Genomic DNA, 25,008 nt, shown 5'->3' on the forward strand with positions numbered 1-25,008 from the left:
AGCAGGCTCGCTCCCACAGGGTTTCGATTGAATCTGATCTCGGTTTGGTACTAATGCCGCGCCTGGTACTTCGGCGTCGTCCGCGCCGGGTTTTCGTGGTCGCTTTCCCTGGTAGGTTGCGCAGGCATGTGCGGCAGCGAAGCGACATGAACGGTTCGCGCAGGAATCGCGAAGCGCACGCCGATTTTCGCGAATTCTTCCATCATGCCCAGGTTGATCGCCTGCTGGATGTCCATGTAGATGTTGTAGCTGGGGTCCAGCACGATATACACCGTTTCGAACTCCAGAGCGCTCTGGCCGATACCGCGAAAGTGCGAGCGGTCGAAGCGGGTCTTTTCCTGTGCCTTGATGATACGTTCGACGATGACCGGCACCTGCTTGAGCTGTTCCGTGGAGCAGTCGAGGGGCAGGGCGAATTCGAAAACGATGCGCCGTTCCTGAAGTCGTTTGTAATTCTGGATGGTGGTGCTGATCATCTCCGCGTTGGCCATCACGATCTGTTCGCCACCCAGGCTACGGATCCGTGTGGTCTTCAGGCCAACGTGTTCGACGGTACCGGCCAGGGAGCCGACGACGATGAAGTCGCCGACTTCGAAGGGTTTGTCTACGGCAATGGACAGCGAGGCGAACAGGTCGCCGAGGATATTCTGCACCGCGAGCGCCACGGCGATGCCACCAACGCCGAGGCTGGCAATAAACGCGGTGATGTTCACGCCGAGGTTGGAGAGCATCGCCAACAGCACCATGGCCCAGAGAAATACCTTCGCGCCCCACAGGCTCAATGTCGCCAGGGCACTTTTCTGATGGATTTCGGTGTGGTTGTGGCGGGCGAAATAGTGCAACAGTGCAAGGGCGATTGCCCGGTTGGCCCACAGTCCCATCTGCAGGGCCGCCACGACGAACCAGAGGCTGCCGACCCGGCTGAGCCAACGCTCCGGCAAGTCCAGCACGCCGATGCCGATCAGGATCGAGGCCAGCAACAACAGGGTGTTGCTGGTGCTGGAGAGCACTTCGACGGCGATGTGACTGAGGTAGGCGTTGGGCTTTTGCGCCCGGGCCCGTACGTTTCTCAAGAGGAAGCCGATGCTCGTCCTGGCGACGATGAAGCTCACCGCCATTACGCCGAGGGCGAGCAGCCAGTTGGCGATGGAGATGCCCAGCAACTGGGTATCGGTAAAGATTTCGAGGGAGCTTGAGTCCATGGATCGGTCACCTGCGCCGTTGCTTTTCGGGTTCAGGCCCTATCTAGCGTGGGAGTCAGGACAGGGCCACGAACTTCATTAGGGGATGTGAGGTATGGGCCGTTCAATTTTATTAGCTGCCAGTTGTTGCGAACATCGATGGGCGCGGCGTAGTTTCCTGTGCGAGACCGATGAAGAAGCGACCGCCATGCGCATGACAGCACTGAATAACGACGAGCTGGGCCCCCTGCGCGAAGCGCTCATCCTGGCCGGTTTGCCTGCGGATGACCTGAGCCTGCCCGGCCGGCGGTTTTTCAGTTTCAGGCAGCAGGGCAATGATGTGGCGTTTGGCGGGATCGAGGGGACGGGGCGCGACCGGTTGCTGCGCTCGTTGGTCGTCCTTGAGGGCCGGCGAGGGCAGGGCACTGGCGCGGCGGTGCTGGTTGCCCTGGAAGCCTTTGCAAAAAACGAAGGGGTAGAGCGGGTTCACCTGCTGACTGAAAGCGCCAGCGCTTTTTTCGCTACCCATGGTTATCAGGTGCAGGAACGTTCGCTGGCGCCTACGGCAATCAGCTCAACGGTCCAGTTCAAGAGTCTATGCCCGGCTTCGGCGACTTACCTGAGCAAGCGACTCACTTAACGCAGCAGGTATACCGCCAGTCCGGCCAACCCGCACGCCACCAGTACCTGGATCACGCCGCGCTTGTAGCGGAACAAGGCAATGGCCGCCAATAGGGCGATGATTGCCGATGGCCAGTCCAGCGCACCGGCAAAGCCGTTGGGCCAGAGTACGTGGTAGCCGAAGAAGCAAGCCAGATTGAGGATCACGCCGACCACGGCCGCGGTAATCGCCGTCAGCGGTGCGGTGAACTTCAGGGCGTTGTGGGTCGACTCGACCAACGGGCCGCCCGCCAGGATGAACAGGAACGAAGGCAGGAAAGTGAACCAGGTCACCAGGGTGGCCGCAACGGCACCGGCGAGAAAGGCCTGTTCGGGGCCGAACACCTGCATCACATAACCGCCGACGAAACCGACGAACGCGACCACCATGATCAAGGGGCCTGGGGTGGTTTCGCCCAGGGCCAGGCCGTCGATCATCTGTGTCGGTGTCAGCCAGCCGAAGTGTGCGACGGCACCCTGATACACGTAAGGCAACACCGCGTAGCCACCACCGAAAGTCAGTAACGCGGCTTTGGTAAAGAACCAGGCCATCTGCGTGAAAGTGCCTTCCCAGCCGAACATCAGGGTCAACAGGCCCATCGGCAAGACCCATAGCAAGGCACCGATGACCGCCAGCCGGATCAGTCTGAAGGTGCTGAACCGGGCATGGTCCGGGGTCGGGGTGTCGTCGTCGATCAATGCTGGCCCGAAGGATCGATGCCCGGCCGCCTGGCCGCCGAGGCTGAATTTTTCCCGCGCCCACCGGCCACCGAAATAGCCGATGACCGCAGCCCCGAGCACGATCAGCGGGAAGGGGACATCGAAGGCAAATATTGCAGCGAACGACGCGACGGCTATTGCCCACAACACGCTGTTCTGGAGCGTACGGGAGCCTATGCGGTGAGCAGCATGCGCGACTATTGCCGTCACGGCGGGCTTGATGCCATAGAAAACACCCGCCACCACCGGCACTTCACCGAAGGCGACGTACAGCCAGGACAATGTGACGAGGATAAACAGCGAGGGTAATACGAACAGCGCACCAGCGATGACTCCGCCCCGGCCACGGTGCATCAGCCAGCCCAGATAGGTCGCCAACTGCTGGGCTTCGGGTCCCGGCAGCAACATGCAGTAGTTGAGGGCGTGCAGGAAACGCCGCTCGGAAATCCAGCGCCGGCGCTCCACCAGCTCCTGGTGCATGATCGCGATCTGTCCTGCCGGCCCGCCAAAACTGATGAAACCCAATTTCAGCCAGAACCAGAAAGCGTCGCGCAGGCTGACGGCCGAGGGGGCTTCGGAGGTTTGGGAGGGTTTGTCCATGGTTAGCGGCGCACTTGGAGATGGAAGGCGACCTACGTTATGGGGCGTTACGCAATTTGGATAGCCCCTGCCAGGCTTTCCCTGTAAAAAACACCTCCTTTCACCGGCTTGAAACATAACCCTTGAACAATCACCGATCGAATCGACGCCCCTGTTTTTACAGGACTGCCCAAGGAGCGGGTCAATGAAACAACGTTTTGCGATAATCACGCTGCTCGCGCTCGCGTTGGGCTGCATGGGTACAGGCAATGCCCGTGAGTCACGTAATGCCCGGGCGGAACCCGTCGCGGGGGTATTCGATTATTACGTGCTGTCGCTGTCCTGGTCACCGACGTTCTGCCTGACTCATTCTGGCGATGCGCAATGTTCCGGCAAAGGCTATGGTTTTGTCCTGCATGGTCTCTGGCCACAGTACGCCAAGGGTGGCTGACCACAATCCTGTGAGCCGAGGGTGCCGCTGACGGCCGCCGAGCGGGAAAAGGGCCTGACGTTGTTTCCGACCCGCAAGTTGCTGGAGCACGAATGGTCCAAGCACGGCACTTGCAGCGGCCTCGGCGCCATGGGCTTTCTGGAAGCGTCCGACAAGGCGCTGGCGGACGTAAAGATTCCATCGCAGCTGCAACCACCCAGTTCCTCGTACTATTTTGAAGCCGAGGAGATTGCCCGGCTGTTCCGGCAAAGCAATCCCGGCATTCCGGCCGATGGTATTGCTGTCATCTGCAGCGGGCCGCAATTGTCGGAAGTCCAAGTGTGCATGGATAAGGACTTGACGTTCGCCGGTTGCGGCAGGGGCGTCAGAACGCGGTGCCGGAGTGGGGATATCCGGGTGCCACCGGTGCGCTGAGGCAGTATCTGCCCGCCCCATGATGAAAGCTCTTGTGGCGAGGGGATTTATCCCCGCTGGGCTGCGCAGCGGCCCTGACTCCTGACATCGCGGTTTATCAGGCAAATGGTGTGGACTGGTTTGGGCCTGCTGCGCAGTCCAGCGGGGATGAATCCCCTCGCCACAGGTTCAGCGCTGTGCAGGCTGGCAATAGAATGGATAAGGACCTGACGTTCGCCGGTTGCGGCAGGGGCGTATCTGCCCGCCCCATGATGAAAGCTCTTGTGGCGAGGGGATTTATCCCCGCTGGGCTGCGCAGCGGCCCTGAATCCTGACATCGCGGTATATCAGACAAATTGTGTGGACTGGTTTGGGCCTGCTGCGCAGCCCAGCGGGGATGAATCCCCTCGCCACAGGTTCAGCGCTGTGCAGGCTGGCAATAGAATGGATAAAGACCTGACGTTCGCCGGTGGCGGCAGGGGCGTATCTACCTGCCCCATGATGAAAGCTCTTGTGGCGAGGGGATTTATCCCCGCTGGGCTGCGCAGCAGCCCTGAATCCTGACATCGCGGTATATCAGACAAATTGTGTGGACTGGTTTGGGCCTGCTGCGCAGTCCAGCGGGGATGAATCCCCTCGCCACAGGTTCAGCGCTGTGCTGGCTGGCAATAGAGGATTTTTGAAGTGTGCATGGATAAGGACCTGACGTTCGCCGGTTGCGGCAGGGGCAGTATCTGCCTGCCCCATGATGAAAGCTCTTGTGGCGAGGGGATTTATCCCCGCTGGGCTGCGCAGCGGCCCTGAATCCTGACATCGCGGTACATCAGGCAAATGGTGTGGACTGGTTTGGGCCTGCTGCGCAGTCCAGCGGGGATGAATCCCTCGCCACAGGTTCAGCGCTGTGCTGGCTGGCAATAGAGGATTTTTGGATCCATATTCCCGCCCATCAGCTACGGTGCACCGGCAAATTGCCGCCCTACAAGCGGTAGGCTAAGCTTGTCTATTGGGGGCTTTGAGCGATTCGCTCATGTCTTGCCCTCCCGGGAATTCGTTTGCCTATCTTCATCCACGATCCGCTCAATACCCCCGGCGGTGCTCTCAAGCGCCTGCCGTTGCTCAAGGCAGCGGTGGCGTTTATCGCTGCGGTCTGCCTGTGCCTGTGCGGCTTGCTTTACTTGCAACTGGAGCAATCCCGTCGCCACGACCTCGAGGCAGCGGGCATCGCCTCGACCAACCTGACCCGGGCCGTGGCCCAGCAAGCCCAGGATACCTTCCTGCAGGCTGACCTGGTGCTGACCAGCCTGACCGACTGGATGCAGGCCGATGGCTTCGGTCCGGCGCTGCAACCGCGGCTGCACGAAGCCTTTGCCCGACGCGTGCAATCACTGGAGCAGTTGCACGGCCTGTTTCTGTTCGACAAGAGCGGGCATTGGGTCGTTACCTCCTTCGATGAGTTGCAAAAAGGCGATGGGGTGGCGGACCGGGAGTATTTCGCTTTCCATCAGCAGAACGCCTCACTGAACGCCCATATCGGGCCGGCCATTCGCAGCCGGCAAAATGGCGATTGGATCATTCCCGTCTCCCGGCGCGTGAATGATCAGCACGGCAAGTTCCAGGGCGTGCTGCTGGCCGGGATCAAAATGTCCTACTTCGATAAATTCTTCAGAAGCTTCAGCCTTGACGACAAGGGCGAGATGGCCCTGGCCTTGACTGACGGAACCTTGTTGGCCCGACGCCCCTTCGATGAGACGCAGATCGGCCGGACCATGTCCCGGGAGAGCCTTTTCCGGCATGACCCGGGAATCAAGGACCCCGACACCGCAATGACCCGCTCCGCCGACGGCGTCGTCAGACTATACGGTCACCAGCACTTGCAGGCCTATCCGCTGATGGTCACCGTCGCGATGTCCGAGCAGACGATCCTCGCCGGCTGGTATGGCAAAGCCTTTCAGTCCAGTCTCATCGTGGCCCTGGTGGTCACGGGCATTTGCCTGTTCGGTTGGGTGTTTGTGCACCAGGTGCGTAACAGTGAGCGGATCGAGGCCGACCTGCGCAAGGCTCAGGAAACGTTGAGACTGATCGCCACCCATGACAGCCTGACCGGGCTGGCGAATCGCCGGCTGTTCGAGCGGGCCCTGGATATCGAGTTTGGCCGGGGCGCCCGCCAGCGCAGTCCTTTGAGCCTGATCCTGCTCGATATCGACTACTTCAAACGCTACAACGACACTTATGGGCATGTGGCCGGGGACCATCGCCTGGCGGAAGTGGCGAAAGTGCTCAAGGACTGCTGCCATCGCAAGGCCGACCTGGCGGTGCGGTATGGCGGCGAAGAGTTCGCGGTGCTACTGCCCGATACCGACCTGCAAGGCGCCATGACGCTGGCTGAGCAGATCCGCCAGAGCCTCATCGACAAGCACATCACCCATTCTGGCTCCCCCACCGGTTACCTGACGGTGAGCCTGGGTTGCCACGCCTTCGTGCCCAGCAGCCTGGACAGCATCGAGGTCTTTATCCAGAGGGCCGACGCAGCGCTTTATCAGGCCAAGCACAGCGGCCGCAATCGGGTGGCGGTGTGGTCGACGGAAGGTGGCCTCGATACGCTGGCGCGCTAGCGCCTGGCAAGTCCTGGCGCTGAAATCGGGTGCACGAATCAGCCACACAAGCGACCAGAACCCTGAGATCCGTTGGAATCATCGCCGACTGACAAGGGTCCATTGCTCAGGAACTCGCCGTTAGCCGATCGGACAGGAGCAGGTAAATGGAGACCGCTGCCGATATTCCTTCCAGTGTCACCCGCCACACGCCGATTACCCGACGCCTGGTGGCCGCAGTCGCCGGGTTGTTCGTCCTGGGTGTCCTGATGGCCGTCGCGGCATTGTTCAACATTGCCCGGGAGCTGGATGCAGAGGACGTGCGCAAGACGCACTTCTACACCGAGCGCGCCGTGGAAAATCGCATCATCGCCTCGAAGAACTACATCACCAGCTACACCTACTGGACCACCGCCTATGAGCACCTCAACGGTGAAGTCGATGTGCACTGGGCCTATGCGGAACAGAACATGGGCAAGACCCTGTTCACCAACGATGAGTATGAGGGTGTGTTCGTCGTCGACCGCGAGCACACCAAATACGCGGTGGTGCGGGGGCAGAACGTGCAGGCGGAGGCGACAGAGTATCTCGACACGCCGTTGAAGGATCTGGTGGATCAGCTCCAGGGGCAATCCGACCTGACCGTTCCTGTGGTCCGCTACACCTTGTTCGAAGGTTGGCCGGCCATCGTCACCGCTTCGGTGATCCTGCCGAATGACGAGCGTCCCCGGGTCGACGCCAAGGGCACGTCGATCCTGTTGTTCGTCGACCAACTGACCTACGTCAAACTGCGCGCGCTGGGCAAGCGTTACGGCCTCATCGACCTGAATCTCAAGAAAGACAACGAGCTGGCCTCCGATCATCCGGCGGTGCCGCTGGATAGCACCGGCTACAGCCTGGTGTCCCGCCTCGAACAGCCGGGCCGGCAATTACTCTGGTCGCTGATGCCGCCACTGGGTGGGGCGCTGCTGATCCTGGCGCTGCTCACGGCCTATTTTTTCCGCTATGCCCTGCGCACGGCACGGCAGGTGGATGCCAGCTACGACAGCCTGGAGCGCTCGACCCAGGCCTTGGAAGCCAGCGAAGAGCGTTTTCGGGCCGTGGCCGAGGCGGCCTCCGACTGGATCTGGGAAATCGATGCTCAGCAGCGCATCACCTATCTGTCGGGACGCTTCAATACGGTCACTGGGTTTTCCTACCAGCAATGGCTGGGCCAGGACATCGAGCAACTGTTGTACTGCGACACCACCCCGATTGCCCTGTGGCTGGGCAACCTGACCGAAGACCAGAGTGCGAGCAATCTGCGTTGTTGCTACCGCGACCAAGCCGGGCAACTGCGCTTCTGCCGGGTATCGGCGCGGCCGATCTACGACAAGTCCGAAGTGGTGGGGTACCGCGGCACCGCCAGCGATATCACCGATGAGGTGGCTGCTCATGCCCAGGTCCAGCATCTGTCGCTGCACGATGCACTGACCGGCCTGCCGAACCGCAACAAGCTGGCGCGGTACCTGGAAGAGGCTCTGGCCGCCAAGGAACATTCCGCCCCCGTGACCTTGCTGATGGTAGACCTGGACAACTTCAAGCCGATCAACGATTCCCTGGGCCACCCGGCCGGCGATGCGGTACTGCTGGAGGTCGCACAGCGCCTGCGCGACATCACCCGTGAGCAGGACCTGGTAGCGCGGCTGGGCGGCGATGAGTTCGTCGTGGTGCTCGGCGGGATGGAGAACACCACTGAGATCGACCGATTCTGCGCACGCTTGATCGAGAGCCTGCAGCAACCGATCCACTACGAAACCCATGCCCTGCACATCGGCGCCAGCATCGGTATTGCCGTGAGTCGGCGCCAGGGGGACGTGCCCGGCGAGCTGATTCGCTGTGCCGACATTGCCATGTACCAGGCCAAGTCCGAGGGCAAGAAGACTTGGTGTTATTTCGCTCCGCAGATGAACGACCAGATCCAGCATCGACGCCAGTTGGAAAGCGACCTGCGCCAGGCGTTGAAGAACAACGAATTCATCCTGCATTTCCAGCCACGCTACAAAGTCGACGGCCGGGAGATCGTGGCCGTAGAGGCCTTGGTGCGTTGGCAGCACCCCACTCAGGGCCTGCTCGGTCCCGATGCTTTCATTCCGCTGGCCGAGCAGACGGACCTCATCGTTCCGCTTTCGCGCTGGGTGCTGCGTGAGGCCTGCGAAACCGCGCTGACCTGGCCGGGGAACCTGATGGTGTCGGTCAATCTGTCGCCGGCGCAGTTCGAGCGCAGCGATGTGGTGGAGGACGTACGCCAGATACTGATCGAAACCCGTTTCCCAGCGAGTCGCCTGGAACTCGAGATCACCGAGAACGTGATGCTCAACGATGTGGACGGTGCCCTCCAGGTCATGAATGCCCTGAAGGAGCTGGGCGTGCGTTTGAACATGGACGATTTCGGGACCGGCTACTCCTCCCTGGGCTACTTGCGCACCTATCCCTTCGATGGCATCAAGATCGACAAGCGCTTTATCGCGTCCATGAGCAACAGCAGCAACGACCGTGCGGTGGTCCAGGCGATCATCAACCTGGGCAAGGCGATGGGCCTGACCGTCACGGCCGAGGGTGTGGAAACCCTGGCTCAACTCGGTTCGCTTGGCTCGGACCAATGCCATGAAGTACAGGGCTATTTCCTCAGTCGTCCGATCGATAAGCAGGCATTTTCGAACTTGCTGGAAAACTCTCGGCCGCTGTCGAAAACCGGTTCCTGAATACCCCTGACGTCCTGGCACTTCGAGGTTCTGGTCCATGAAAAAATTACGCATCGCGACTTTCAATATCAACGGTATTCGCGCCCGGCTGCCCAACCTGCTGGAATGGCTGGAGCGGGAGAAGCCCGACATCGTTTGCCTGCAGGAACTCAAGGCGCTCGATAAGGATTTTCCGGCGGCCGAACTGGAGTCGGTGGGGTATGGGGCGATCTGGCACGGCCAGGCCTCCTGGAACGGCGTCGCGATACTGGCCCGAGACGCGCAACCGCTGGAGAGCCGGCGCGGCTTGCCTGGCGATGAGGGCGACAGCCACAGCCGCTATCTGGAGGCGGCCGTGCATGGTGTGCTGGTCGGTTGTCTTTACCTGCCCAACGGCAACCCGCAACCAGGGCCCAAGTTCGATTACAAACTGGCATGGTTCGAACGGCTGATTGACTACGCCCAGGCGCTGCAGGCCAGCGATCACCCGGTGGTGCTGGCCGGCGACTACAACGTGGTGCCCACCGACATCGATATCTATAACCCGCGCTCCTGGCTAAAGGACGCGCTATTGCAACCCGAAAGTCGCGAGTGCTATCAACGGTTGCTGGATCAGGGCTGGACGGATTCGTTGCGCCATTTATACCCGGACGAGCGGATCTACACCTTCTGGGATTATTTCCGGCAGCACTGGCAGAAAAACTCCGGGCTGCGCATCGATCACCTGCTGCTCAACCCAGCGGCAAGCCCCTATCTGAGTGAGGCGGGCGTGGACGCCTGGGTCAGGAACCAGCCGCACCCCAGCGATCATGCCCCTACCTGGATCCGGTTGGGCTCACGCAAGCGGCACTGAAAGTCCGGCGCGTCTCGGTCGGTTGTTGTCTATGCCGGGGGAATGCCTTATATCTGGCGTCAAACGCAGCGTGCTGCCGGTCAGCCCTGCACCGGACCAGGAAAAGGACACCCGCATGAACCAGCCCCGACTGAGCGATTCGCGCCGCTACCTGCAACGCTTGGGCTTTGCCACAGCGCCCGCCCCGACGCTCGATACGTTGCGTCAGCTGCAAAGCCGCCACACGGCCGAATTCCCCTTTGAAACCCTCTCGACGCTGTTGCGCCAGCCGGTGTCTATCGATCTGGAATCGGTGGAGCGGAAAGTTTTCGAACAGGGACGTGGTGGTTATTGCTACGAACTCAACCAGTTGTTCCTGGCGCTGTTGCAGGAGTTGGGTTTTGACGTCCGCGGAATCACTGGCCGGGTGGTGATGAACGCGCCCGAAGGTGCCTGGACCGCCCGGACCCATCGCCTCAGCCTGGTGATGATAGACGGCGTGCGCTACATCACCGATGTCGGCTTCGGTGGCATGGTGCCCACCGGGCCGCTGCTGCTGGACAGCCGCGACATCCAGGCGACGCCCCATGAGCCGTATCGCATCGAGGACCATCCGGACGGCTACCTGTTGCGTGCCAGCGTCGCGGGCGATTGGCGGCCGATGTACCTGTTCGACCTGCAACGCCAGGAAGACATCGACTACACACTGGGTAACTGGTACGTCTGCAACCATCCCGACTCGCCATTCATGGGCCGGTTGATGGTGGCCCGCACCGGGGACGGCTTACGCAAGACCCTCAACGGCAACAGCTATGCCGTGCATCGGATGGGGCAGGAGAGCGAGCGACGGCTCATCACCGATGTCGACGAGCTGATCGATCTGTTGGAAACCGAGTTCGACCTGCGGGTGCCACCACGGGAATTGTTACGGCCTGCGGTGGCCGGGCTCCTCTAGTGGTCTGTGTGGCTAATTCGAGTACTTGAATCAACCGTACAGACCACTGGCCCAGCGACGCTGATTTGTTTGTGGGAAATTGTATACAACTCTATGGACATTTGTCCTGAGTTTTGAATACAGTGTGCCCATAACAAAAAACAGGGAACCCCCGAACCATGAAAACGCCCCATGTTTCACTCCCACGGCCCGAGGACGAAAACCTTGGTGTCGGCGCGAATATGGCTTACGGCCTGCAGCATGTGTTGACCATGTACGGCGGCATCGTCGCGGTGCCCTTGATCATCGGCCAGGCGGCCGGTCTGTCATCGGCGGACATCGGCCTGTTGATTGCGGCGTCATTGTTTGCGGGGGGGCTGGCGACCTTGTTGCAAACCCTCGGCCTGCCGTTTTTCGGGTGCCAGCTACCCTTGGTGCAAGGCGTATCGTTTTCCGGGGTCGCGACCATGGTGGCGATTGTCGGGACCGGCGGGGAGGGGGGCTTCCAGGCCATTCTGGGAGCGGTGGTCGCCGCGTCCCTGATCGGCTTGCTGATCACCCCGGTGTTCTCGCGAATCACCCGTTTCTTTCCACCGCTGGTCACCGGCATCGTCATCACCACCATTGGCCTGACGTTGATGCCGGTGGCGGCGCGCTGGGCCATGGGCGGCAACAGTCACGCCGCCGATTTCGGCAGCATGGCCAACATCGGCCTGGCCGCCGTCACGCTGGTGCTGGTGCTGTTGCTCAGCAAGATGGGCAGCGCGACCATTTCCCGTTTGTCGATTCTGCTGGCAATGGTCATTGGCACGGTGATCGCGGTATTCCTCGGCATGGCGGATTTTTCATCTGTCGGCGAAGGCCCGATGTTCGGCTTCCCCACGCCATTCCACTTCGGCATGCCGACGTTCCACATCGCCGCGATCCTGTCGATGTGCATCGTGATCATGGTGACCCTGGTGGAGACCTCGGCCGACATCCTCGCGGTGGGCGAGATCATCGACACCAAGGTTGACTCGAGACGCCTGGGTAACGGTCTGCGGGCGGACATGCTGTCGAGCATGATCGCGCCGATCTTCGGCTCCTTCACCCAGAGCGCCTTTGCCCAGAACGTCGGCCTGGTGGCGGTGACCGGGATCAAGAGCCGTTTCGTGGTGGCCACGGGCGGGGTGTTCCTGGTGGTACTGGGGCTGTTGCCATTTATGGGCCGGGTGATCGCCGCGGTACCGACCTCGGTCTTGGGCGGCGCGGGTATCGTGCTGTTCGGCACCGTGGCCGCCAGCGGCATTCGGACCCTGTCGAAAGTCGACTACCGCAACAACGTCAATCTGATCATCGTCGCCACCTCCATCGGCTTCGGCATGATTCCCATCGCCGCGCCAAACTTCTACGATCATTTCCCGAGCTGGTTCGCGACGATTTTCCATTCGGGCATCAGTTCCTCGGCGATCATGGCGATCATCCTGAACCTGGCCTTCAATCACCTCACCGCAGGCAACTCCGACCAGCAGTCAGTCTTTGCCGCCGGCACCGAGCGGGTGTTGCGTTACCAGGACCTGGCGGCGCTACGTGAAGGCGACTACTTCAGCGACGGCAAGCTGCATGATTGCGATGGCAATGAAGTTCCGGTGGTGGCAGAGCCTTCCCACTCGACGGTGGAGCATGAGCCAGCACGACTGAAAAGCAGTGAGCATGTCTGATCTTGCCAGCTGAAATCAGCGACAAACACCTGTGGGGGCGGGCTTGCTCGCGATAGCGGTGTGGATCAGCGACAACGTTGTCGACTGACATGCCCAATCGCGAGCAGGCTCGCCCCCACAGTTGATCGGGTTGAGTCCGGTACCAGCGTCTGACCGCCAATCCCCTGTGGGAGCGAGCCTGCTCGCGATAGCGGTGGGTCAGTTGGCATCGATGGTGGCGGTGCCGGATTTATCGTAGGCAAGCCCGGTTCCCACATAAAAAAACAGCCTGTGATCGAGGATCACAGGCTGTTTTTTTTCGGTTACCAGCGACGGTAATGGCCGTGGGGTGGGCCGTAGTAGTAGCCCCGTGGTGGCCCGTAATACACCGGTGCCGGGCGATAGTAGATAGGCCGCTCGATGTACACCGGCTGTGGCTCGTAATAGACCGGTGGAGGCTGCTGTACATAAACCGGTTGCGGCTGGACGTAGACCGGTTGTTGCACGTACACCGGCCGGTCACGGTTGATGAGCGCCGAGCCGACAATGGCCGAGCCGACGATTGCACCAAACACTGCGGGACCCTCCCAACCACCGCGACCATGGGCGGATGCCTGGCCGGTGACCGCGAGTGCCCCCACGAGCAGGGCGATGACAGGGAGTTTACGATTCATGGTGGTTCCTCGTTTGGCCCCGTTTGTAACAGACCGGTAAAAGGTCACGGGGGTACTTGCTCTGACAACGATTTTCCCAGGATTTGCGGCGCCGTTGGGTAAATATTGTGTAAGGTCGGGCGGGCGGTGATCCCGCTTGTCAGAAAGTGAATGCAAGGAAATAAACATGCAAATCAATCCCAACAAAGACACCCAACTGTGCATGTCGCTGTCGGGGCGCCCCGGGAATTTCGGCCTGCGTTTTCATAATCACCTGTATGAGCAACTGGGCCTGAATTTCTATTACAAGGCCTTCAGTAGCCAAGATTTGCCCGGTGCGGTCGGCGGTATCCGCGCACTGGGCATCCGCGGGTGCGGGGTGTCGATGCCGTTCAAGGAGGCCTGCATTGCCCTGGTCGATGAGCTGGACGCCTCCGCCGCCGCGATCCAGTCCATCAACACCATCGTCAATACCGATGGCCATTTGAAGGCTTACAACACTGACTACATCGCCGTCGCCCAATTGCTGCAAACCCATGCCGTACCCAAGGATTCGACCTTTGCCCTGCGCGGCAGCGGCGGGATGGCCAAGGCCGTGGCCAGTGCCTTGCGTGACGGTGGCTACCAGCAAGGGCTGATCGTCGCCCGCAACGAAACCGCCGGGCGGGCCCTGGCCAAGTCCCTGGGGTATGAGTGGCAAGCCGAACTGGGGGAGCAGCGGCCCCGGATGCTGATCAATGTCACGCCAATCGGCATGACCGGAGGGCCGGAAGCCGATCAACTGGCGTTCGGGCCCGACGCCATCGCCGCAGCCGAGACTGTGTTCGATGTGGTGGCCATTCCATCGGAAACGCCGCTGATCGTGCGTGCCCGGGCCGAGGGCAAACGGGTCATCACCGGATTGGAGGTGGTTGCGATCCAGGCCCTGGAGCAGTTTGTGCTGTATACCGGTGTGCGGCCCAGCCTGGAACAGTTCGAGAAAGCCGTGGCGTTTGCCCGGTCCGCGTAGGGGCTATTCCAGACGCGCGAGGCGTTCCTCCAATGCCGCGATCCGCGCTTCGAGCTCTTCGATGCGTTCCAGCGAGACGCCGCTGCCGGCACCGCGTTCCACCGGGTGCTGGCGGGCGGCGAGGATCGCCTCGATGTCCGACGGGTCGCCCATGGCATGAACGTAGCGGTCTTCCCGCTGCCCGGCCTGGCGTGGCACCAGCAGCGCCAGCCCGCGGGCAATCAGGCGTTCAAGTTGATGCAACACCTGCTCGGCGTCTTCGAAGTCATGCATGCGACCGCTGCGGGTCAACAGTTCGTTGACCGTTTGCGGGCCGCGCAGGAACAGCAGGCCCATCAGGATGACCTGGGCCGGTACCAGCTCCAGGGCCTTGTCGACCCGATGCTCCCAGCGGTCGGCGCGGCTGCCCATGACCAGTTTGGTAAAGCCGCGACCCTCCAGCGCCCGCAAGCTCTGGCCGACCTGGCCCGGGGTGAGGTTCATCACCGGTTCACGGCTGGTTTTCTGGTTGCAGGCCAGAACCAGGGCGTTGAGGGTCAATGGGTAGGTTTCCGGGTTGGTGGCCTGTTTTTCCACCAGGGCACCGAGGATGCGGATTTCCGTGCTGTTGAGCCGTGGTTCTTCGGCCTGACCTTGTTCTTCGATGCTCATCGCGCGTCCCCTATGCTGTGAAGCCGTCTAGCCTAATCCTTGCGCAATAAAAGACAAGGTGTGCAACAAGCCGTGGCTATAATCGCCTCCGTTTGATGTGTTCCCTTCCCATCACCTGCATGAGATCGCCATGACTATTTCCCTGTACGCCGCTTCCATCCCGGTTTTCAAGCAGATGCTCAACGCCATGAGTGACGTCCTGAACAAGGCCGAAGCCCACGCGACTGCAAAAAACATCGACCCGAACGCTTTCCTGCAAGCCCGCCTGTACCCGGACATGTTCCCGCTGGTGCGTCAGGTGCAGATTGCCGTGGATTTCGCCAAAGGCGTGTCCGCTCGCCTGGCCGAGATTGAAGTGCCGAAATATGACGACAGCGAAACCACCTTCGCCGAACTGCAAGCCCTGATCACCAAGGTATTGGCCTTCATCGACGGCATCAGCCCCGAGCAGATCGATGGCAAGGAAAACATCGAGATCGTCACCCGCCCGGGCACGCCGAAGGAAAAACGCTTCACCGGTCAGAACTACCTGCTGACCTACGGCCTGCCGCAATTCTTCTTCCACGTCACCACCACCTATGCGCTGTTGCGTCATAACGGTGTGGAAGTGGGCAAGCGCGACTACATGGGCGCGTTCTAAGCCCGCAGGCATGAAAAAGCCCGGGACGGTGTGAGCCGTTCCGGGCTTTTTCATCTGATGCACCCAGGTGCCTGCTTCGCGAGCAAGCCCGCTCCCACATTGGTTCCGTGGTTACCGCTGGCCCCTTGTGGGAGCGAGCCTGCTCGCGATGACGATGGTGCACCTACCGCAACGGTTATGCCGTGCGCGCGAGTCTTTCTTCCTCACCCAGGCAGGCCGCCGCGGTGAACAGCACATCGGTGGAAGAATTCAACGCCGTCTCCGCCGAATCCTGCAGAACGCCGATGATGAACCCCACGGCCACCACCTGCATGGCGATTTCACTCGGGATGCCGAACAGGCTGCACGCCAGGGGAATCAGCAGCAGCGAACCACCGGCCACGCCGGACGCGCCGCAGGCGCAAATGGCCGCGACAGCGCTCAGCAGCACCGCTGTCGGAACATCCACCACGATCCCCAGGGTATGCACCGCAGCCAGGGACAGCACGGTGATGGTGATCGCGGCGCCGGCCATGTTGATGGTCGCGCCCAGTGGGATCGACACCGAGTAGGTGTCTTCGTGAAGGCCCAGGCGTTTGCTCAGTTCCAGGTTCACCGGAATGTTGGCCGCTGAACTGCGGGTGAAGAACGCGGTGATGCCGCTTTCGCGCAGGCAGGTGAACACCAGCGGATACGGGTTGCGCCGCAGTTTCCAGAACACGATGAGCGGGTTGACCACCAGCGCGACGAACAGCATGCAGCCGATCAGCACGGTCAACAGGTGCAGGTAACCGAGCAGGGCGCCGAAGCCGGAGGTGGCCAGGGTCGAGGCGACCAGCCCGAAGATCCCCAGCGGGGCGAAGCTGATCACCAGGCGCACGATCGCGGTCACGCCGTTGGACAGGTCATCGAGCACGGTACGTGTGGTTTCGCCGGCGTGGCGCAGGGCAATCCCCAGGCCGATGGCCCAGGCCAGGATGCCGATGAAATTACCGCTGGTCAGCGCCCGGACCGGGTTATCCACTACGCTGAGCAGCAGGCTTTGCAGCACTTCGCCGATGCCACCGGGAGCGGTGACAGCCACGTCCTGGGCGGACAACACCAGGCTGGAGGGGAACAGGGTACTGGCAACCACCGCAACTATCGCCGCGGCGAAAGTGCCCAACAGATACAGGAACAGGATCGGCCGGATATGGGTTTCCTGGCCTTGCTTATGGTTGGCGATCGAAGCCATGACCAGCACGAACACTAGGATGGGGGCCACGGCCTTGAGGGCGGAGACGAAGACCTTGCCGATGAATTCAGTGGATTTCGCCACGTCCGGCGCCAGCCAGGCCAGGGTAATACCGATGATCAGGCCGATGACGATTTGCGTCACCAGGCTGGTGCGTTTGAAGCGTTGCAGAAGGGAAGGGGATAAAGCAGTCATACGGCTATCCATGTGTTTTTTGTTGTGGGCAACGGTCCGTGTTCAGGGCAACAAGCGGGCAGGCCACGTGAGCGGGACCGGAAGAAATGTTCGATATTTGCGGGTCGCGGACTTTAGCACAGCCCGGTAAAGAATCTGACGGACCTGTGACGATCCGTCACTCAGGTGTTTAAGCACATTTGTCTGTGGCCCACATTCTGTTAGGCTTTGGTTCTCTCACCTCTCTCTTCCTCCAGCGGGCCCTCAGGCCAACGCTGGTGTTGTCGTTTTCTCGGAGTTCTGCATGTTGTTACCCATTTTTCTGTTGTCGGCCGCCGGTTTCACGGTGCTGACCACGGAATTCATCATTGTTGGCCTGCTGCCATCCATCGCTCGCGACCTGCATGTCAGCATTCCCCAGGCCGGATTGCTGGTGACGCTGTTCGCGTTTACGGTGGCGGCGTTCGGGCCATTCCTGACAGCCTGGTTTGCCCGTTTCGAACGGCGCAGACTGTTTATCAGCGTACTGCTGATGTTCGGCCTGGCCAACACATTGGCGGCCGTTGCCCCCGATATCTGGGTCATGGCCATTGCCCGGTTGATCCCGGCCCTCGGCCTGCCGGTGTTCTGGGCGCTGGCCAGCGAAACGGCGGTGGACATCGTCGGGCCGCAGCATGCCGGACGGGCCATTGCCCGGATCGGCTTCGGCATTGTCTGCGCCACGGTATTCGGGATCCCGGTGGGTACGCTGATTTCCGATGCGTTCGGCTGGCGCAGTGCTTTCGCGATCCTGGCCGTCATCGCCTTCGCCAAGGCGCTATTGCTGTTCATCTACTTGCCTAAGACCAACCTGCACTTGCATCAAGTCAGCTTCCGCTCGCAGTTCAAGATCTTGCGCAGCCCGTTGATGCAAGGTCATGTGCTGTTGTCGATCCTGGTGTTCAGCGGCATGTTTACCGCCTACACCTACCTGGCAGACATCCTCGAGCGTCTCGCCGGGTTCGATGGCACGCTGGTGGGCTGGTGCCTGATGGGGTTCGGCGCCGTGGGGCTGGTGGGCAATTCCCTGGGCGGGCGAGCGGTGGACCGGCATCCGCTGATCGCGTCGATGGTGTTCTGCCTGTTCATGATCGGCGGCATGGTGGCGTTGGTGCCGAGCATTCATTCGACCCTGTGGCTGGCCGCGGCGATGGCAATCTGGGGTGTGACCCAGGCCGCGCTGTTCCTGGTCAGCCACGTGCGGTTGATGAAGGCCGCTCCAGAGGCGCCAGCCTTTGCCGCGTCGCTGAACATTGCTGGCGCCAATCTGGGCATTGGCCTGGGGGCGATGGTCGGCGGGCGGGTCATCGATACGCTGGGCCTGGGCAGCGTCGGTTTTGCGGCGGCCGGGTTCATCCTGGTATCGATCCTGCTGGCGCTGCTGCTGATGACTTTCAAGCCCCGACCCGTCCACGCTTAGTGGAACAACTCGCGACGTGCGCCCTCGGCTATCGCGACGATGCCCGGATGGCTGACCTTGCGCTCTACGGAAATGGCATAGAACGACTCGCTCACCGCGTCGGTCTGGCCAATCTCCTGCACGCCGTATTGGCGCTGCACCTCTTCGGCGATCACGCTCGGGCCGATGAAAATCCCGCTGCCTGACTGACCGAAGGCCTGCATCAACGCGCTGTCGTCGAACTCACCGACAATGCGCGGCTGGATCTGCTGCTCGGCAAACCAGCGTTGCAGGCGGCTGCGGACCACGGTTTCCGGGCCGGGGATCAGCAGGGGGGCGTCCTGCAGGCCTCGGGGGAAATCCTGCCCGTAGCGTTCGGCCAACGCGGCGGTGGCGAAGAAGCTGATGCCGCATTCCCCCAGTTTCTGGCTGTAGCCCTTGATGTCCAGGTGACTGGGCATCGGGCTGTCGGAAATCACCAGGTCCAGGCGCTGGATCGCCAGGTCCGCCAGCAGCCGTTCGAGTTTGTCCTCGCGGCAGGTGACGCGCAGCGGTTCGCTCAGCTCCATGGTCGGCGCCAGCAGTCGATAGACGATGGACTTGGGTACCACATCCGCCACCCCGACCCGGAACAGCGTCTGCTGTTCGTTGGGCTGGGCCCGCAGCATCAGCTCCAGTTCGCCTCCCAGTTGGAACATGTGCTCGGCGTAAGGCAGCGTCTGGCGACCGGCTTCGGTCAGCTCCAGTTGCCGTCCGACGCGGCGAAACAATTTGATGTTATACGTCTGCTCGAACAGGGAGATCTGCCCGCTGATGGTTTGCGGGGTCAGGTTCAACTGCTCGCACGCCCGCACGATGCTGCCTGTCTTGGCCACCACCCAGAAGTAATGCAGTTGTCGATAATTGAGCATGGGTTCACCTGGCTTCGTAAAAACCGAAGTATAGACGCTGAAAATACGAATTTTCCTGAAGTATCGACCTCTCTAGAATGCCTGGCCAATGGTGAGCCATCTTCGGGCTCCGTCTTTCCACAGAGGCATTTATTCATGACATACAAATCCCTGGGTCTTGCAGCCCTTCTGGCGATGTCTTCAATGGCACTCGTGGGCTGTGAGCAGGCCGAGAAAAGCGCTGAGCAATTGGCCCAGCAGTTGAAGGAGCAAGCGGTCGACGCGGCCCAAAAAGCCATCGACGATACCCACAAGGCTGCCGAGCAGGCGCTGAACGACGCCACTGGCGGGTTGATCAGCCCCAAAAAAGCACCGGCGGACGACGCTGACAAAACCGAATCTTCCACCCAAGCCATCTAACGCCGTCACATCGAGCCAGGACTGACCCATGGATTATCTTCTACAGCTTGCTGCCAGCCCCACCGCCTGGATCGCCCTGGCGACCCTGGTCGTCATGGAAATCGTGCTGGGTATCGATAACCTGATCTTCATTTCGATTCTGACCAACAAGCTGCCTGAACAGCATCGTGCCAAGGCGCGGCGGATCGGGATCGGCATGGCGCTGATCCTGCGCCTGGGCTTGTTGAGCACTATCGCGTTCATCGTACAGTTGACGGAACCGGTCATCGAAATCCTCGGCCAGGCGTTCTCCTGGAAGGACATGATCCTGATCGCCGGCGGCCTGTTCCTGTTGTGGAAAGCCACGACCGAGATCCACCACAGCATGGATCCCGCGCCAAACGATCCCAAGTCGGCCACGTCTGGCGTGACCCTTGGATTTGCCGCCGCAATCGGTCAGATCCTCATGCTCGACCTGGTGTTCTCCATCGACAGCATCATCACGGCCGTGGGCATGACCGAGCACTTGCCGATCATGATCATCGCGGTGGTGGTGTCGGTACTGGTGATGCTGTTGGCGGCTGAACCGCTGGCCCGCTTCATCAACAACAACCCGACGGTGGTCATGCTGGCGCTGGGCTTCCTGATCATGATCGGCATGACGCTGATCGCCGAAGGTTTCGGCGCCCATGTGCCCAAGGGCTACATCTACGCTGCCATGGCGTTCTCGGCTGCGATTGAGATGCTGAACATGATGGCCCGTCGCGCCCGGCAAAGGGCGTCGGGCAACGAAGCCTGATTGCAGGCATGCGCAAGCCGCCCGGGTTCAGCCCGGGCGGTTTTTTTGCGTCGGCTTTTTATTGAAGACAGTAGCAATCAGTGCGCGGCGGCGTGGCGTCGGTTGGGTTCCGCGGGTTCTTCCGTTCTGGATGGGGACGGATGATGGCGGCGAGTGATCCGCAGCAAACCCCACAGCATGGCTGTCGCTACGCTCAGCCAGCCGAATACCAGCATCAGGATTGTCGTTGTCAGGCTCATGCGGGCCTCCCTCAGCCCCGGTCCGGGGCAACGTACTCAGTTCAATGGACAGTCTAGTCGATCAAGTGTTGCAGTCAGTCGTTTGTGCTCATCGGTAACGGAGCGGTTCGTTCTATCGCGGCAGCGAGACTGCTGTTTAAGGCTATACCCGGACCAGTGGGCGCTTTATGATCGACGGCCCAAGCCTTGGCCCGTTCATCGGGTACCTGAACTAGAGACTCATCATGTTGCCGGCCATTCCTTCTTTTCGATCACTGGTATTCGCGACTGCCTGCATTGCGGCCCTGGCGGGTTGCGCGGGCAGCGTGCCGCCTCAGATCCAGCGCCTGCCCGAACGGGTGGAACTCAACAGCGTGCCGTTCTATCGCGGCGAGATGTACCAGGGTGCCCCGCAATCCCTGGCTGCCGTGCTGACCGCGCAAGGTACAGTGATTACCCCGGGGTTGCTGGAGAAACCATTGCACCTGCCAGGTGGCGAAGCCGGTTTGCAGCAGAATATGCAAACCCTGGCGCGAGAGTACGGGTTGGTGGTGTATCCCCTCGACAGTGAATTGCCCGCATTGTTGGAGCAGGTCGCGGCGGGCAATCCGGTGTTGCTGCGCTACACCGAGGGCACGGCATTATGGGGTGGACCTCGATACGGGATTCTCGCCGGCTATAACCGGCAGAAGCGCACGGTCCTGCTGCGTTCGGGCATGAACCGGAGACTGTTGATGAGCTTCAGCGGGTTCGAATCGGCCTTCAAGGATGCCGGCGGCTGGGCGGTACTGCTCCAGCGGCCCACGCAGCTACCAGCCAACGTCAACCCGCAGCGCTGGTTGAAAGCGGCGGACGAGCTGGCCGGGGCAGGGCAAGAGCAGGCAGCGGCGCGGGCCACCAAGACCCTGGGGTCAACGCATTGATGGCGTGCCCCGTTCGTCACCTGCCGGGCACAACCCGGCACGCCTGAAACTCTTATCATCAGGGCCCGGACTGTTCGGGCCATGATTCAAGGAGGCAGGTATGGCACAATCGAAAACGCCCACGGGACCCCATTCTTCCGAACATTCGTCCGCTGATGATGAGCTGGGATTCGATCCGGATTCCCCGGATCTCGATGATCCGCAAGTCGATCCGATAGGGCCGGCCAAAGCCCCTCGTGACGAGAAAGACGATAAGGGTAAACCCCGGGCCAAGGCCTATGATCCGCTCGGTGACCTGAAGCATTGAGCGAAAGAAAGCCCAACGGGGCGGGTAATGCTGCTCTCTATGATTTATGAGCCATTGTGGCGAGGGGATAAATCCCCTCGCCACAGATGCCGTCGCATTCATCAATTACTTGGAGGCTTCCACCACGCCGCTCTGGCGACTCTTGAGGTTCTTCGCCGCCTTGTACTGCATGGCTACCGCCGGAACGTTGGAGCTCTTGCCCGTCTCGACCCAGCTGCGAATCCGGCTGGCGTCGGCGAAATGGGTGTATTTGCCGAAGGCATCGAGGATAACCAGGGCCATCGGGCGATTACCCATTTTCGTCACCAGCACCAGGCAGTGGCCGGCCTGGTTGGTGAAGCCGGTCTTGGTCAACTGGATATCCCAGTTGTCCTTGTGGATCAGGTGATCGGTGTTGCGAAAGCCCAGGCTGTAAACCGGCTTGCGGAAGGTGACGGTTTTCTCCTTGGTGGTGCTCAATTCGCTCAGCAGGGGGTATTTGCGAGCGGCAATCAGCAGCTTGGTCAGGTCCCTGGCGGTGGACACGTTATGGATCGACAGGCCAGTCGGCTCGACATAGTGGGTGCTGGTCATGCCCAGTGCCTTGGCCTTGGCGTTCATGGCGGCGATGAACGCCGCGTAACCGCCCGGGTAATGATGCGCGAGGCTGGCGGCGGCGCGGTTTTCCGAGGACATCAGCGCAATCAGCAACACGTCACGACGGGACAGTTCACTGTTGAGTTTGACCCGGGAAAACACCCCTTTCATCTCCGGAGTGTTGGCAATGGTAATGGAGATGTACTCGTTCAGGTCCTGCTTGGCATCCAGCACGATCAGCCCGGTCATCAATTTGGTCACCGAAGCGATGGGCACCACCACGTCCGGATTGCTGGAGTAGACGACTTTATCTGTCTGCAGATCCAGCAGCATCGCGCTGCCCGAAGCGACTTGCAGTTTTGACGTGTCTCGGGGGGTTGCGATGGTTTCCTGCGCGTTGACGTTCTGCGTGATAAGCGCGCCTGAGAAAGCGATGAACAGGCTGAGGATCGAAATACGGATTTTCACGCGAATAGACTCGATAGTATTGAAGAGGCCGTTCAGCAACGGCTTTGGAAAAAAGCGCTGCATTTTATGAGTATGGGCGACAACAGCGCTACATGCCTGCACCGCTGGGCCTCGAGAATAAATAAAGTTTAATGAAGGAAGGGCAAACCAATGTGGGAGCAAGCCCTGCTCGCGAAGGCGGCGTGTCAGCGATTTCATGGCTGATTGACGCACCGCTTCGCGAGCAGGCTCGCTCCCACAGGGTTTCACTGTTGTCGGGGAAACTCAGCTATGCAGCGTTTCAGCCGCGTACAGCGTGTTCTCCAGCAGGCAGGCGCGGGTCATCGGGCCCACGCCGCCAGGTACTGGCGTGATCCAGCCGGCGCGGGGCAGGGCGGTCTCGTAGACCACGTCACCCACCAGCTTGCCGTCGTCCTGGCGATTGATCCCCACATCGATGACGATGGCGCCTTCCTTGACCCACTCGCCCTTGACCAGGCCTGGCTTGCCGGCGGCCACGACCACCAGGTCGGCGCGTCCGACATGGCCGGCCAGGTCCTTGGTGAAGCGGTGGGCCACGGTCACGGTGCAGCCCGCCAGCAGCAACTCCATGGCCATCGGCCGGCCAACGATGTTGGACGCGCCGACGACGACGGCATCGAGGCCATAAAGGTCCACGCCAGTGCTTTCCAGCAACGTCATGATGCCCTTGGGGGTGCAGGGGCGCAGCAGCGGGATGCGCTGGGCCAGGCGACCGACGTTATAAGGATGAAAGCCGTCGACATCTTTATCCGGGCGGATGCGTTCCAGCAGTCCGGAGGCATCCAGGTGTTCAGGCAGGGGCAGCTGGAGCAGAACGCCGTCGATGTTCGGGTCATCGTTCAGGCGATCGATCAGATCGGCCAGCGCTTGCTGGGTGGTTTCGGAAGGCAGGTCGTAGGCCTGGGAAAGGAAGCCGACCTCTTCACAGTCTTTACGCTTGTGCGAGACATAAACCTGAGAGGCGGGATCGCTGCCGACCAGGATCACCGCGAGACCGGGCGTGCGCAGGCCTTGCTGGCGACGCTCGGTGACGCGTTGGGCGATCTGCTGGCGCAGGCTGGCGGCGATCGATTTGCCGTCGATAAGTTGTGCAGTCATTGCGCGTGGTTAACCATCGAGAGGGGAAAAAAAGAGAGCGCATTCTCGCATGCCGAGGCGTGAGGGCAAAGACGCTTGGTCTGCAAATTCCCCTAACCCCTTTAATTAAATGAATTTTTTTTAAAAAAGAGTTGACGACCTATCAGGCCGTCTATAACATTCGTCGCACTTGTCGGGCACAGCCTAGCACTGGTTAAGAAGGTGGAGCAGAGTTGGTTGTTTCAATTCGGCAAAACTGAAAGCACTTAGTTTGTAATCGTCAAAGAATACAGATTAAAAAGGCGCCCGTAGCTCAGCTGGATAGAGCATCCGCCTTCTAAGCGGATGGTCGCAGGTTCGAGTCCTGCCGGGTGCGCCATTAGGCAGCTTTGGCACAAGTAACGCAACAAGGCAATATGGTGGGCGTAGCTCAGTTGGTAGAGCACGGGATTGTGACTCCCGTTGTCGTGGGTTCGATCCCCATCGTCCACCCCATATTCTAGAAAGGCGCCAGATCTAACAATCTGGCGCCTTTGCTTTAAAAGCTTGATACGCGGATGTGGTGGAATTGGTAGACACACTGGATTTAGGTTCCAGCGCCGCAAGGTGTGAGAGTTCGAGTCTCTCCGTCCGCACCATACAAGTCGCTATTTGAATAGCAGAAAACGGCGCAGTACCTGAAGAGGGCTGCGCCGTTTTTGTTTTCGGCATTCAGGTGGTTTGTTGCCTGCCTTGTTTCGGGGCAGGTTTGGCGATGGGTTGTTGCGATTGTGTTTCGCGATGATGCGCAGTATGCCCGTCGGTCTCCT

Annotated in this window: 22 protein-coding genes, 3 tRNA genes and 1 pseudogene; 17 read left to right on the forward strand and 9 right to left on the reverse strand. The window is 60.7% G+C overall.

All coding sequences use genetic code 11. The annotated features are described in order from the left end of the window. Positions 1–50 precede the first annotated feature (50 nt). Positions 51–1,202 (reverse strand): mechanosensitive ion channel family protein, encoded by a 1,152-nt coding sequence (locus LOY35_RS09680; RefSeq protein ID WP_258632102.1) that lies wholly within the window; start codon positions 1,200–1,202, stop codon positions 51–53. 187 nt (positions 1,203–1,389) lie between these two features. Between LOY35_RS09680 and arsN2 the strand changes: the two genes are divergently transcribed. Continuing rightward, positions 1,390–1,821, forward strand: a complete 432-nt coding sequence (gene arsN2 / locus LOY35_RS09685; protein ID WP_258632103.1) for an arsenic resistance N-acetyltransferase ArsN2 — start codon at positions 1,390–1,392, stop codon at positions 1,819–1,821. Here arsN2 and chrA read toward each other — a convergent pair. Beyond that, positions 1,818–3,161: a chromate efflux transporter gene (gene chrA / locus LOY35_RS09690; RefSeq protein WP_258632104.1), complete on the reverse strand. Its 1,344-nt coding sequence runs from the start codon at positions 3,159–3,161 to the stop codon at positions 1,818–1,820. The two genes, arsN2 and chrA, sit on opposite strands and share 4 nt — an antisense overlap. Positions 3,162–3,345: 184 nt before the next feature. On the opposite strand from chrA, the pseudogene LOY35_RS09695 reads away from it, so the two are divergent. The 6 genes and pseudogenes from LOY35_RS09695 to LOY35_RS09720 all read left to right on the forward strand — a co-directional run bounded on the left by LOY35_RS09695 (position 3,346) and on the right by LOY35_RS09720 (position 12,764). Next, a pseudogene (locus LOY35_RS09695) lies at positions 3,346–4,005 on the forward strand (ribonuclease T2 family protein). Positions 4,006–5,036: 1,031 nt separating this feature from the next. After that, positions 5,037–6,596, forward strand: coding sequence for a GGDEF domain-containing protein (locus LOY35_RS09700; RefSeq protein ID WP_258632105.1), 1,560 nt, complete (start codon positions 5,037–5,039; stop codon positions 6,594–6,596). Positions 6,597–6,742: 146 nt separating this feature from the next. Further along, positions 6,743–9,319, forward strand: coding sequence for an EAL domain-containing protein (locus tag LOY35_RS09705; RefSeq protein ID WP_258632106.1), 2,577 nt, complete (start codon positions 6,743–6,745; stop codon positions 9,317–9,319). Positions 9,320–9,356: 37 nt separating this feature from the next. Next, positions 9,357–10,151 carry an exodeoxyribonuclease III gene (xth, locus tag LOY35_RS09710; protein WP_258632107.1) on the forward strand — a complete coding sequence of 265 codons (795 nt, stop codon included), beginning with the start codon at positions 9,357–9,359 and terminating at the stop codon, positions 10,149–10,151. A gap of 115 nt (positions 10,152–10,266) precedes the next feature. Then, positions 10,267–11,085 carry an arylamine N-acetyltransferase gene (locus tag LOY35_RS09715; RefSeq protein WP_258632108.1) on the forward strand — a complete coding sequence of 273 codons (819 nt, stop codon included), beginning with the start codon at positions 10,267–10,269 and terminating at the stop codon, positions 11,083–11,085. 158 nt (positions 11,086–11,243) lie between these two features. Further along, positions 11,244–12,764: a nucleobase:cation symporter-2 family protein gene (locus tag LOY35_RS09720; protein WP_258632109.1), complete on the forward strand. Its 1,521-nt coding sequence runs from the start codon at positions 11,244–11,246 to the stop codon at positions 12,762–12,764. A gap of 302 nt (positions 12,765–13,066) precedes the next feature. Here LOY35_RS09720 and LOY35_RS09725 read toward each other — a convergent pair whose 3' ends face one another. Continuing rightward, positions 13,067–13,417, reverse strand: a complete 351-nt coding sequence (locus LOY35_RS09725; protein WP_258632110.1) for a hypothetical protein — start codon at positions 13,415–13,417, stop codon at positions 13,067–13,069. A gap of 166 nt (positions 13,418–13,583) precedes the next feature. Here LOY35_RS09725 and LOY35_RS09730 point away from each other — a divergent pair, with 166 nt between their 5' ends. Beyond that, positions 13,584–14,405, forward strand: coding sequence for a shikimate 5-dehydrogenase (locus LOY35_RS09730; protein WP_258632111.1), 822 nt, complete (start codon positions 13,584–13,586; stop codon positions 14,403–14,405). 3 nt (positions 14,406–14,408) lie between these two features. Here LOY35_RS09730 and LOY35_RS09735 read toward each other — a convergent pair whose 3' ends face one another. After that, on the reverse strand, positions 14,409–15,056 hold the full coding sequence (locus tag LOY35_RS09735) for a YceH family protein (protein ID WP_258632112.1): 648 nt from the start codon (positions 15,054–15,056) through the stop codon (positions 14,409–14,411). Positions 15,057–15,186: 130 nt separating this feature from the next. Between LOY35_RS09735 and LOY35_RS09740 the strand changes: the two genes are divergently transcribed. Next, entirely contained in the window at positions 15,187–15,696 is a 510-nt protein-coding gene (locus tag LOY35_RS09740; RefSeq protein WP_258632113.1) for a DUF1993 family protein, read from the forward strand. Positions 15,697–15,871: 175 nt separating this feature from the next. On the opposite strand, the gene sstT is transcribed toward LOY35_RS09740, so the two are convergent. Further along, positions 15,872–17,104: a serine/threonine transporter SstT gene (gene sstT / locus LOY35_RS09745; protein WP_258632114.1), complete on the reverse strand. Its 1,233-nt coding sequence runs from the start codon at positions 17,102–17,104 to the stop codon at positions 15,872–15,874. A 283-nt stretch (positions 17,105–17,387) separates the two neighbouring features. On the opposite strand from sstT, the gene LOY35_RS09750 reads away from it, so the two are divergent. After that, positions 17,388–18,542 carry an MFS transporter gene (locus tag LOY35_RS09750; protein WP_258632115.1) on the forward strand — a complete coding sequence of 385 codons (1,155 nt, stop codon included), beginning with the start codon at positions 17,388–17,390 and terminating at the stop codon, positions 18,540–18,542. On the opposite strand, the gene nhaR is transcribed toward LOY35_RS09750, so the two are convergent. Continuing rightward, complete coding sequence (gene nhaR, locus LOY35_RS09755) at positions 18,539–19,432, reverse strand: transcriptional activator NhaR (RefSeq protein WP_258632116.1); 894 nt, start codon at positions 19,430–19,432, stop codon at positions 18,539–18,541. The two genes, LOY35_RS09750 and nhaR, sit on opposite strands and share 4 nt — an antisense overlap. 135 nt (positions 19,433–19,567) lie before the next feature. Here nhaR and LOY35_RS09760 point away from each other — a divergent pair, with 135 nt between their 5' ends. Then, entirely contained in the window at positions 19,568–19,831 is a 264-nt protein-coding gene (locus LOY35_RS09760; protein WP_258632117.1) for a hypothetical protein, read from the forward strand. A 28-nt stretch (positions 19,832–19,859) separates the two neighbouring features. After that, the gene (locus tag LOY35_RS09765) at positions 19,860–20,609 is read left to right on the forward strand and encodes a TerC family protein (RefSeq protein WP_258632118.1); all 750 of its coding nucleotides are present in this window, start codon (positions 19,860–19,862) and stop codon (positions 20,607–20,609) included. Positions 20,610–20,686: 77 nt separating this feature from the next. On the opposite strand, the gene LOY35_RS09770 is transcribed toward LOY35_RS09765, so the two are convergent. Further along, complete coding sequence (locus LOY35_RS09770) at positions 20,687–20,848, reverse strand: hypothetical protein (protein WP_258632119.1); 162 nt, start codon at positions 20,846–20,848, stop codon at positions 20,687–20,689. Positions 20,849–21,072: 224 nt separating this feature from the next. Here LOY35_RS09770 and LOY35_RS09775 point away from each other — a divergent pair, with 224 nt between their 5' ends. Both LOY35_RS09775 and LOY35_RS09780 read left to right on the forward strand, forming a co-directional pair. Then, a complete protein-coding gene (locus LOY35_RS09775) occupies positions 21,073–21,750 on the forward strand; it encodes a peptidase C39 family protein (RefSeq protein WP_258632120.1) in 678 nt (225 codons plus the stop codon). A gap of 100 nt (positions 21,751–21,850) precedes the next feature. Continuing rightward, complete coding sequence (locus LOY35_RS09780) at positions 21,851–22,057, forward strand: DUF6021 family protein (protein ID WP_258632121.1); 207 nt, start codon at positions 21,851–21,853, stop codon at positions 22,055–22,057. Between the two features lie 105 nt (positions 22,058–22,162). On the opposite strand, the gene pbpG is transcribed toward LOY35_RS09780, so the two are convergent. Continuing rightward, entirely contained in the window at positions 22,163–23,101 is a 939-nt protein-coding gene (gene pbpG, locus LOY35_RS09785; protein WP_258632122.1) for a D-alanyl-D-alanine endopeptidase, read from the reverse strand. A 264-nt stretch (positions 23,102–23,365) separates the two neighbouring features. Beyond that, positions 23,366–24,220, reverse strand: a complete 855-nt coding sequence (folD, locus tag LOY35_RS09790; protein WP_258632123.1) for a bifunctional methylenetetrahydrofolate dehydrogenase/methenyltetrahydrofolate cyclohydrolase FolD — start codon at positions 24,218–24,220, stop codon at positions 23,366–23,368. 281 nt (positions 24,221–24,501) lie between these two features. Here folD and LOY35_RS09795 point away from each other — a divergent pair. The 3 genes from LOY35_RS09795 to LOY35_RS09805 all read left to right on the forward strand — a co-directional run bounded on the left by LOY35_RS09795 (position 24,502) and on the right by LOY35_RS09805 (position 24,837). Next, positions 24,502–24,578, forward strand: a tRNA-Arg gene (locus tag LOY35_RS09795). A gap of 40 nt (positions 24,579–24,618) precedes the next feature. Next, a tRNA-His gene (locus LOY35_RS09800) sits at positions 24,619–24,694 on the forward strand. A gap of 58 nt (positions 24,695–24,752) precedes the next feature. Further along, positions 24,753–24,837, forward strand: a tRNA-Leu gene (locus tag LOY35_RS09805). Positions 24,838–25,008 lie beyond the last annotated feature (171 nt).

This window comes from Pseudomonas sp. B21-028 (genome assembly GCF_024749045.1).
Taxonomy (GTDB): domain Bacteria; phylum Pseudomonadota; class Gammaproteobacteria; order Pseudomonadales; family Pseudomonadaceae; genus Aquipseudomonas.

Excerpts from the sequence above, each read along its gene's own strand:
- LOY35_RS09680 (WP_258632102.1), bottom strand. The coding sequence starts at position 1,202 with ATGGACTCAAGCTCCCTCGAAATCTTTACCGATACCCAGTTGCTGGGC.
- arsN2 (WP_258632103.1), top strand. The coding sequence starts at position 1,390 with ATGCGCATGACAGCACTGAATAACGACGAGCTGGGCCCCCTGCGCGAA.
- chrA (WP_258632104.1), bottom strand. The coding sequence starts at position 3,161 with ATGGACAAACCCTCCCAAACCTCCGAAGCCCCCTCGGCCGTCAGCCTG.
- LOY35_RS09705 (WP_258632106.1), top strand. The coding sequence starts at position 6,743 with ATGGAGACCGCTGCCGATATTCCTTCCAGTGTCACCCGCCACACGCCG.
- xth (WP_258632107.1), top strand. The coding sequence starts at position 9,357 with ATGAAAAAATTACGCATCGCGACTTTCAATATCAACGGTATTCGCGCC.
- LOY35_RS09715 (WP_258632108.1), top strand. The coding sequence starts at position 10,267 with ATGAACCAGCCCCGACTGAGCGATTCGCGCCGCTACCTGCAACGCTTG.
- LOY35_RS09720 (WP_258632109.1), top strand. The coding sequence starts at position 11,244 with ATGAAAACGCCCCATGTTTCACTCCCACGGCCCGAGGACGAAAACCTT.
- LOY35_RS09725 (WP_258632110.1), bottom strand. The coding sequence starts at position 13,417 with ATGAATCGTAAACTCCCTGTCATCGCCCTGCTCGTGGGGGCACTCGCG.
- LOY35_RS09730 (WP_258632111.1), top strand. The coding sequence starts at position 13,584 with ATGCAAATCAATCCCAACAAAGACACCCAACTGTGCATGTCGCTGTCG.
- LOY35_RS09735 (WP_258632112.1), bottom strand. The coding sequence starts at position 15,056 with ATGAGCATCGAAGAACAAGGTCAGGCCGAAGAACCACGGCTCAACAGC.
- LOY35_RS09740 (WP_258632113.1), top strand. The coding sequence starts at position 15,187 with ATGACTATTTCCCTGTACGCCGCTTCCATCCCGGTTTTCAAGCAGATG.
- sstT (WP_258632114.1), bottom strand. The coding sequence starts at position 17,104 with ATGACTGCTTTATCCCCTTCCCTTCTGCAACGCTTCAAACGCACCAGC.
- LOY35_RS09750 (WP_258632115.1), top strand. The coding sequence starts at position 17,388 with ATGTTGTTACCCATTTTTCTGTTGTCGGCCGCCGGTTTCACGGTGCTG.
- nhaR (WP_258632116.1), bottom strand. The coding sequence starts at position 19,432 with ATGCTCAATTATCGACAACTGCATTACTTCTGGGTGGTGGCCAAGACA.
- LOY35_RS09760 (WP_258632117.1), top strand. The coding sequence starts at position 19,568 with ATGACATACAAATCCCTGGGTCTTGCAGCCCTTCTGGCGATGTCTTCA.
- LOY35_RS09765 (WP_258632118.1), top strand. The coding sequence starts at position 19,860 with ATGGATTATCTTCTACAGCTTGCTGCCAGCCCCACCGCCTGGATCGCC.
- LOY35_RS09770 (WP_258632119.1), bottom strand. The coding sequence starts at position 20,848 with ATGAGCCTGACAACGACAATCCTGATGCTGGTATTCGGCTGGCTGAGC.
- LOY35_RS09775 (WP_258632120.1), top strand. The coding sequence starts at position 21,073 with ATGTTGCCGGCCATTCCTTCTTTTCGATCACTGGTATTCGCGACTGCC.
- LOY35_RS09780 (WP_258632121.1), top strand. The coding sequence starts at position 21,851 with ATGGCACAATCGAAAACGCCCACGGGACCCCATTCTTCCGAACATTCG.
- folD (WP_258632123.1), bottom strand. The coding sequence starts at position 24,220 with ATGACTGCACAACTTATCGACGGCAAATCGATCGCCGCCAGCCTGCGC.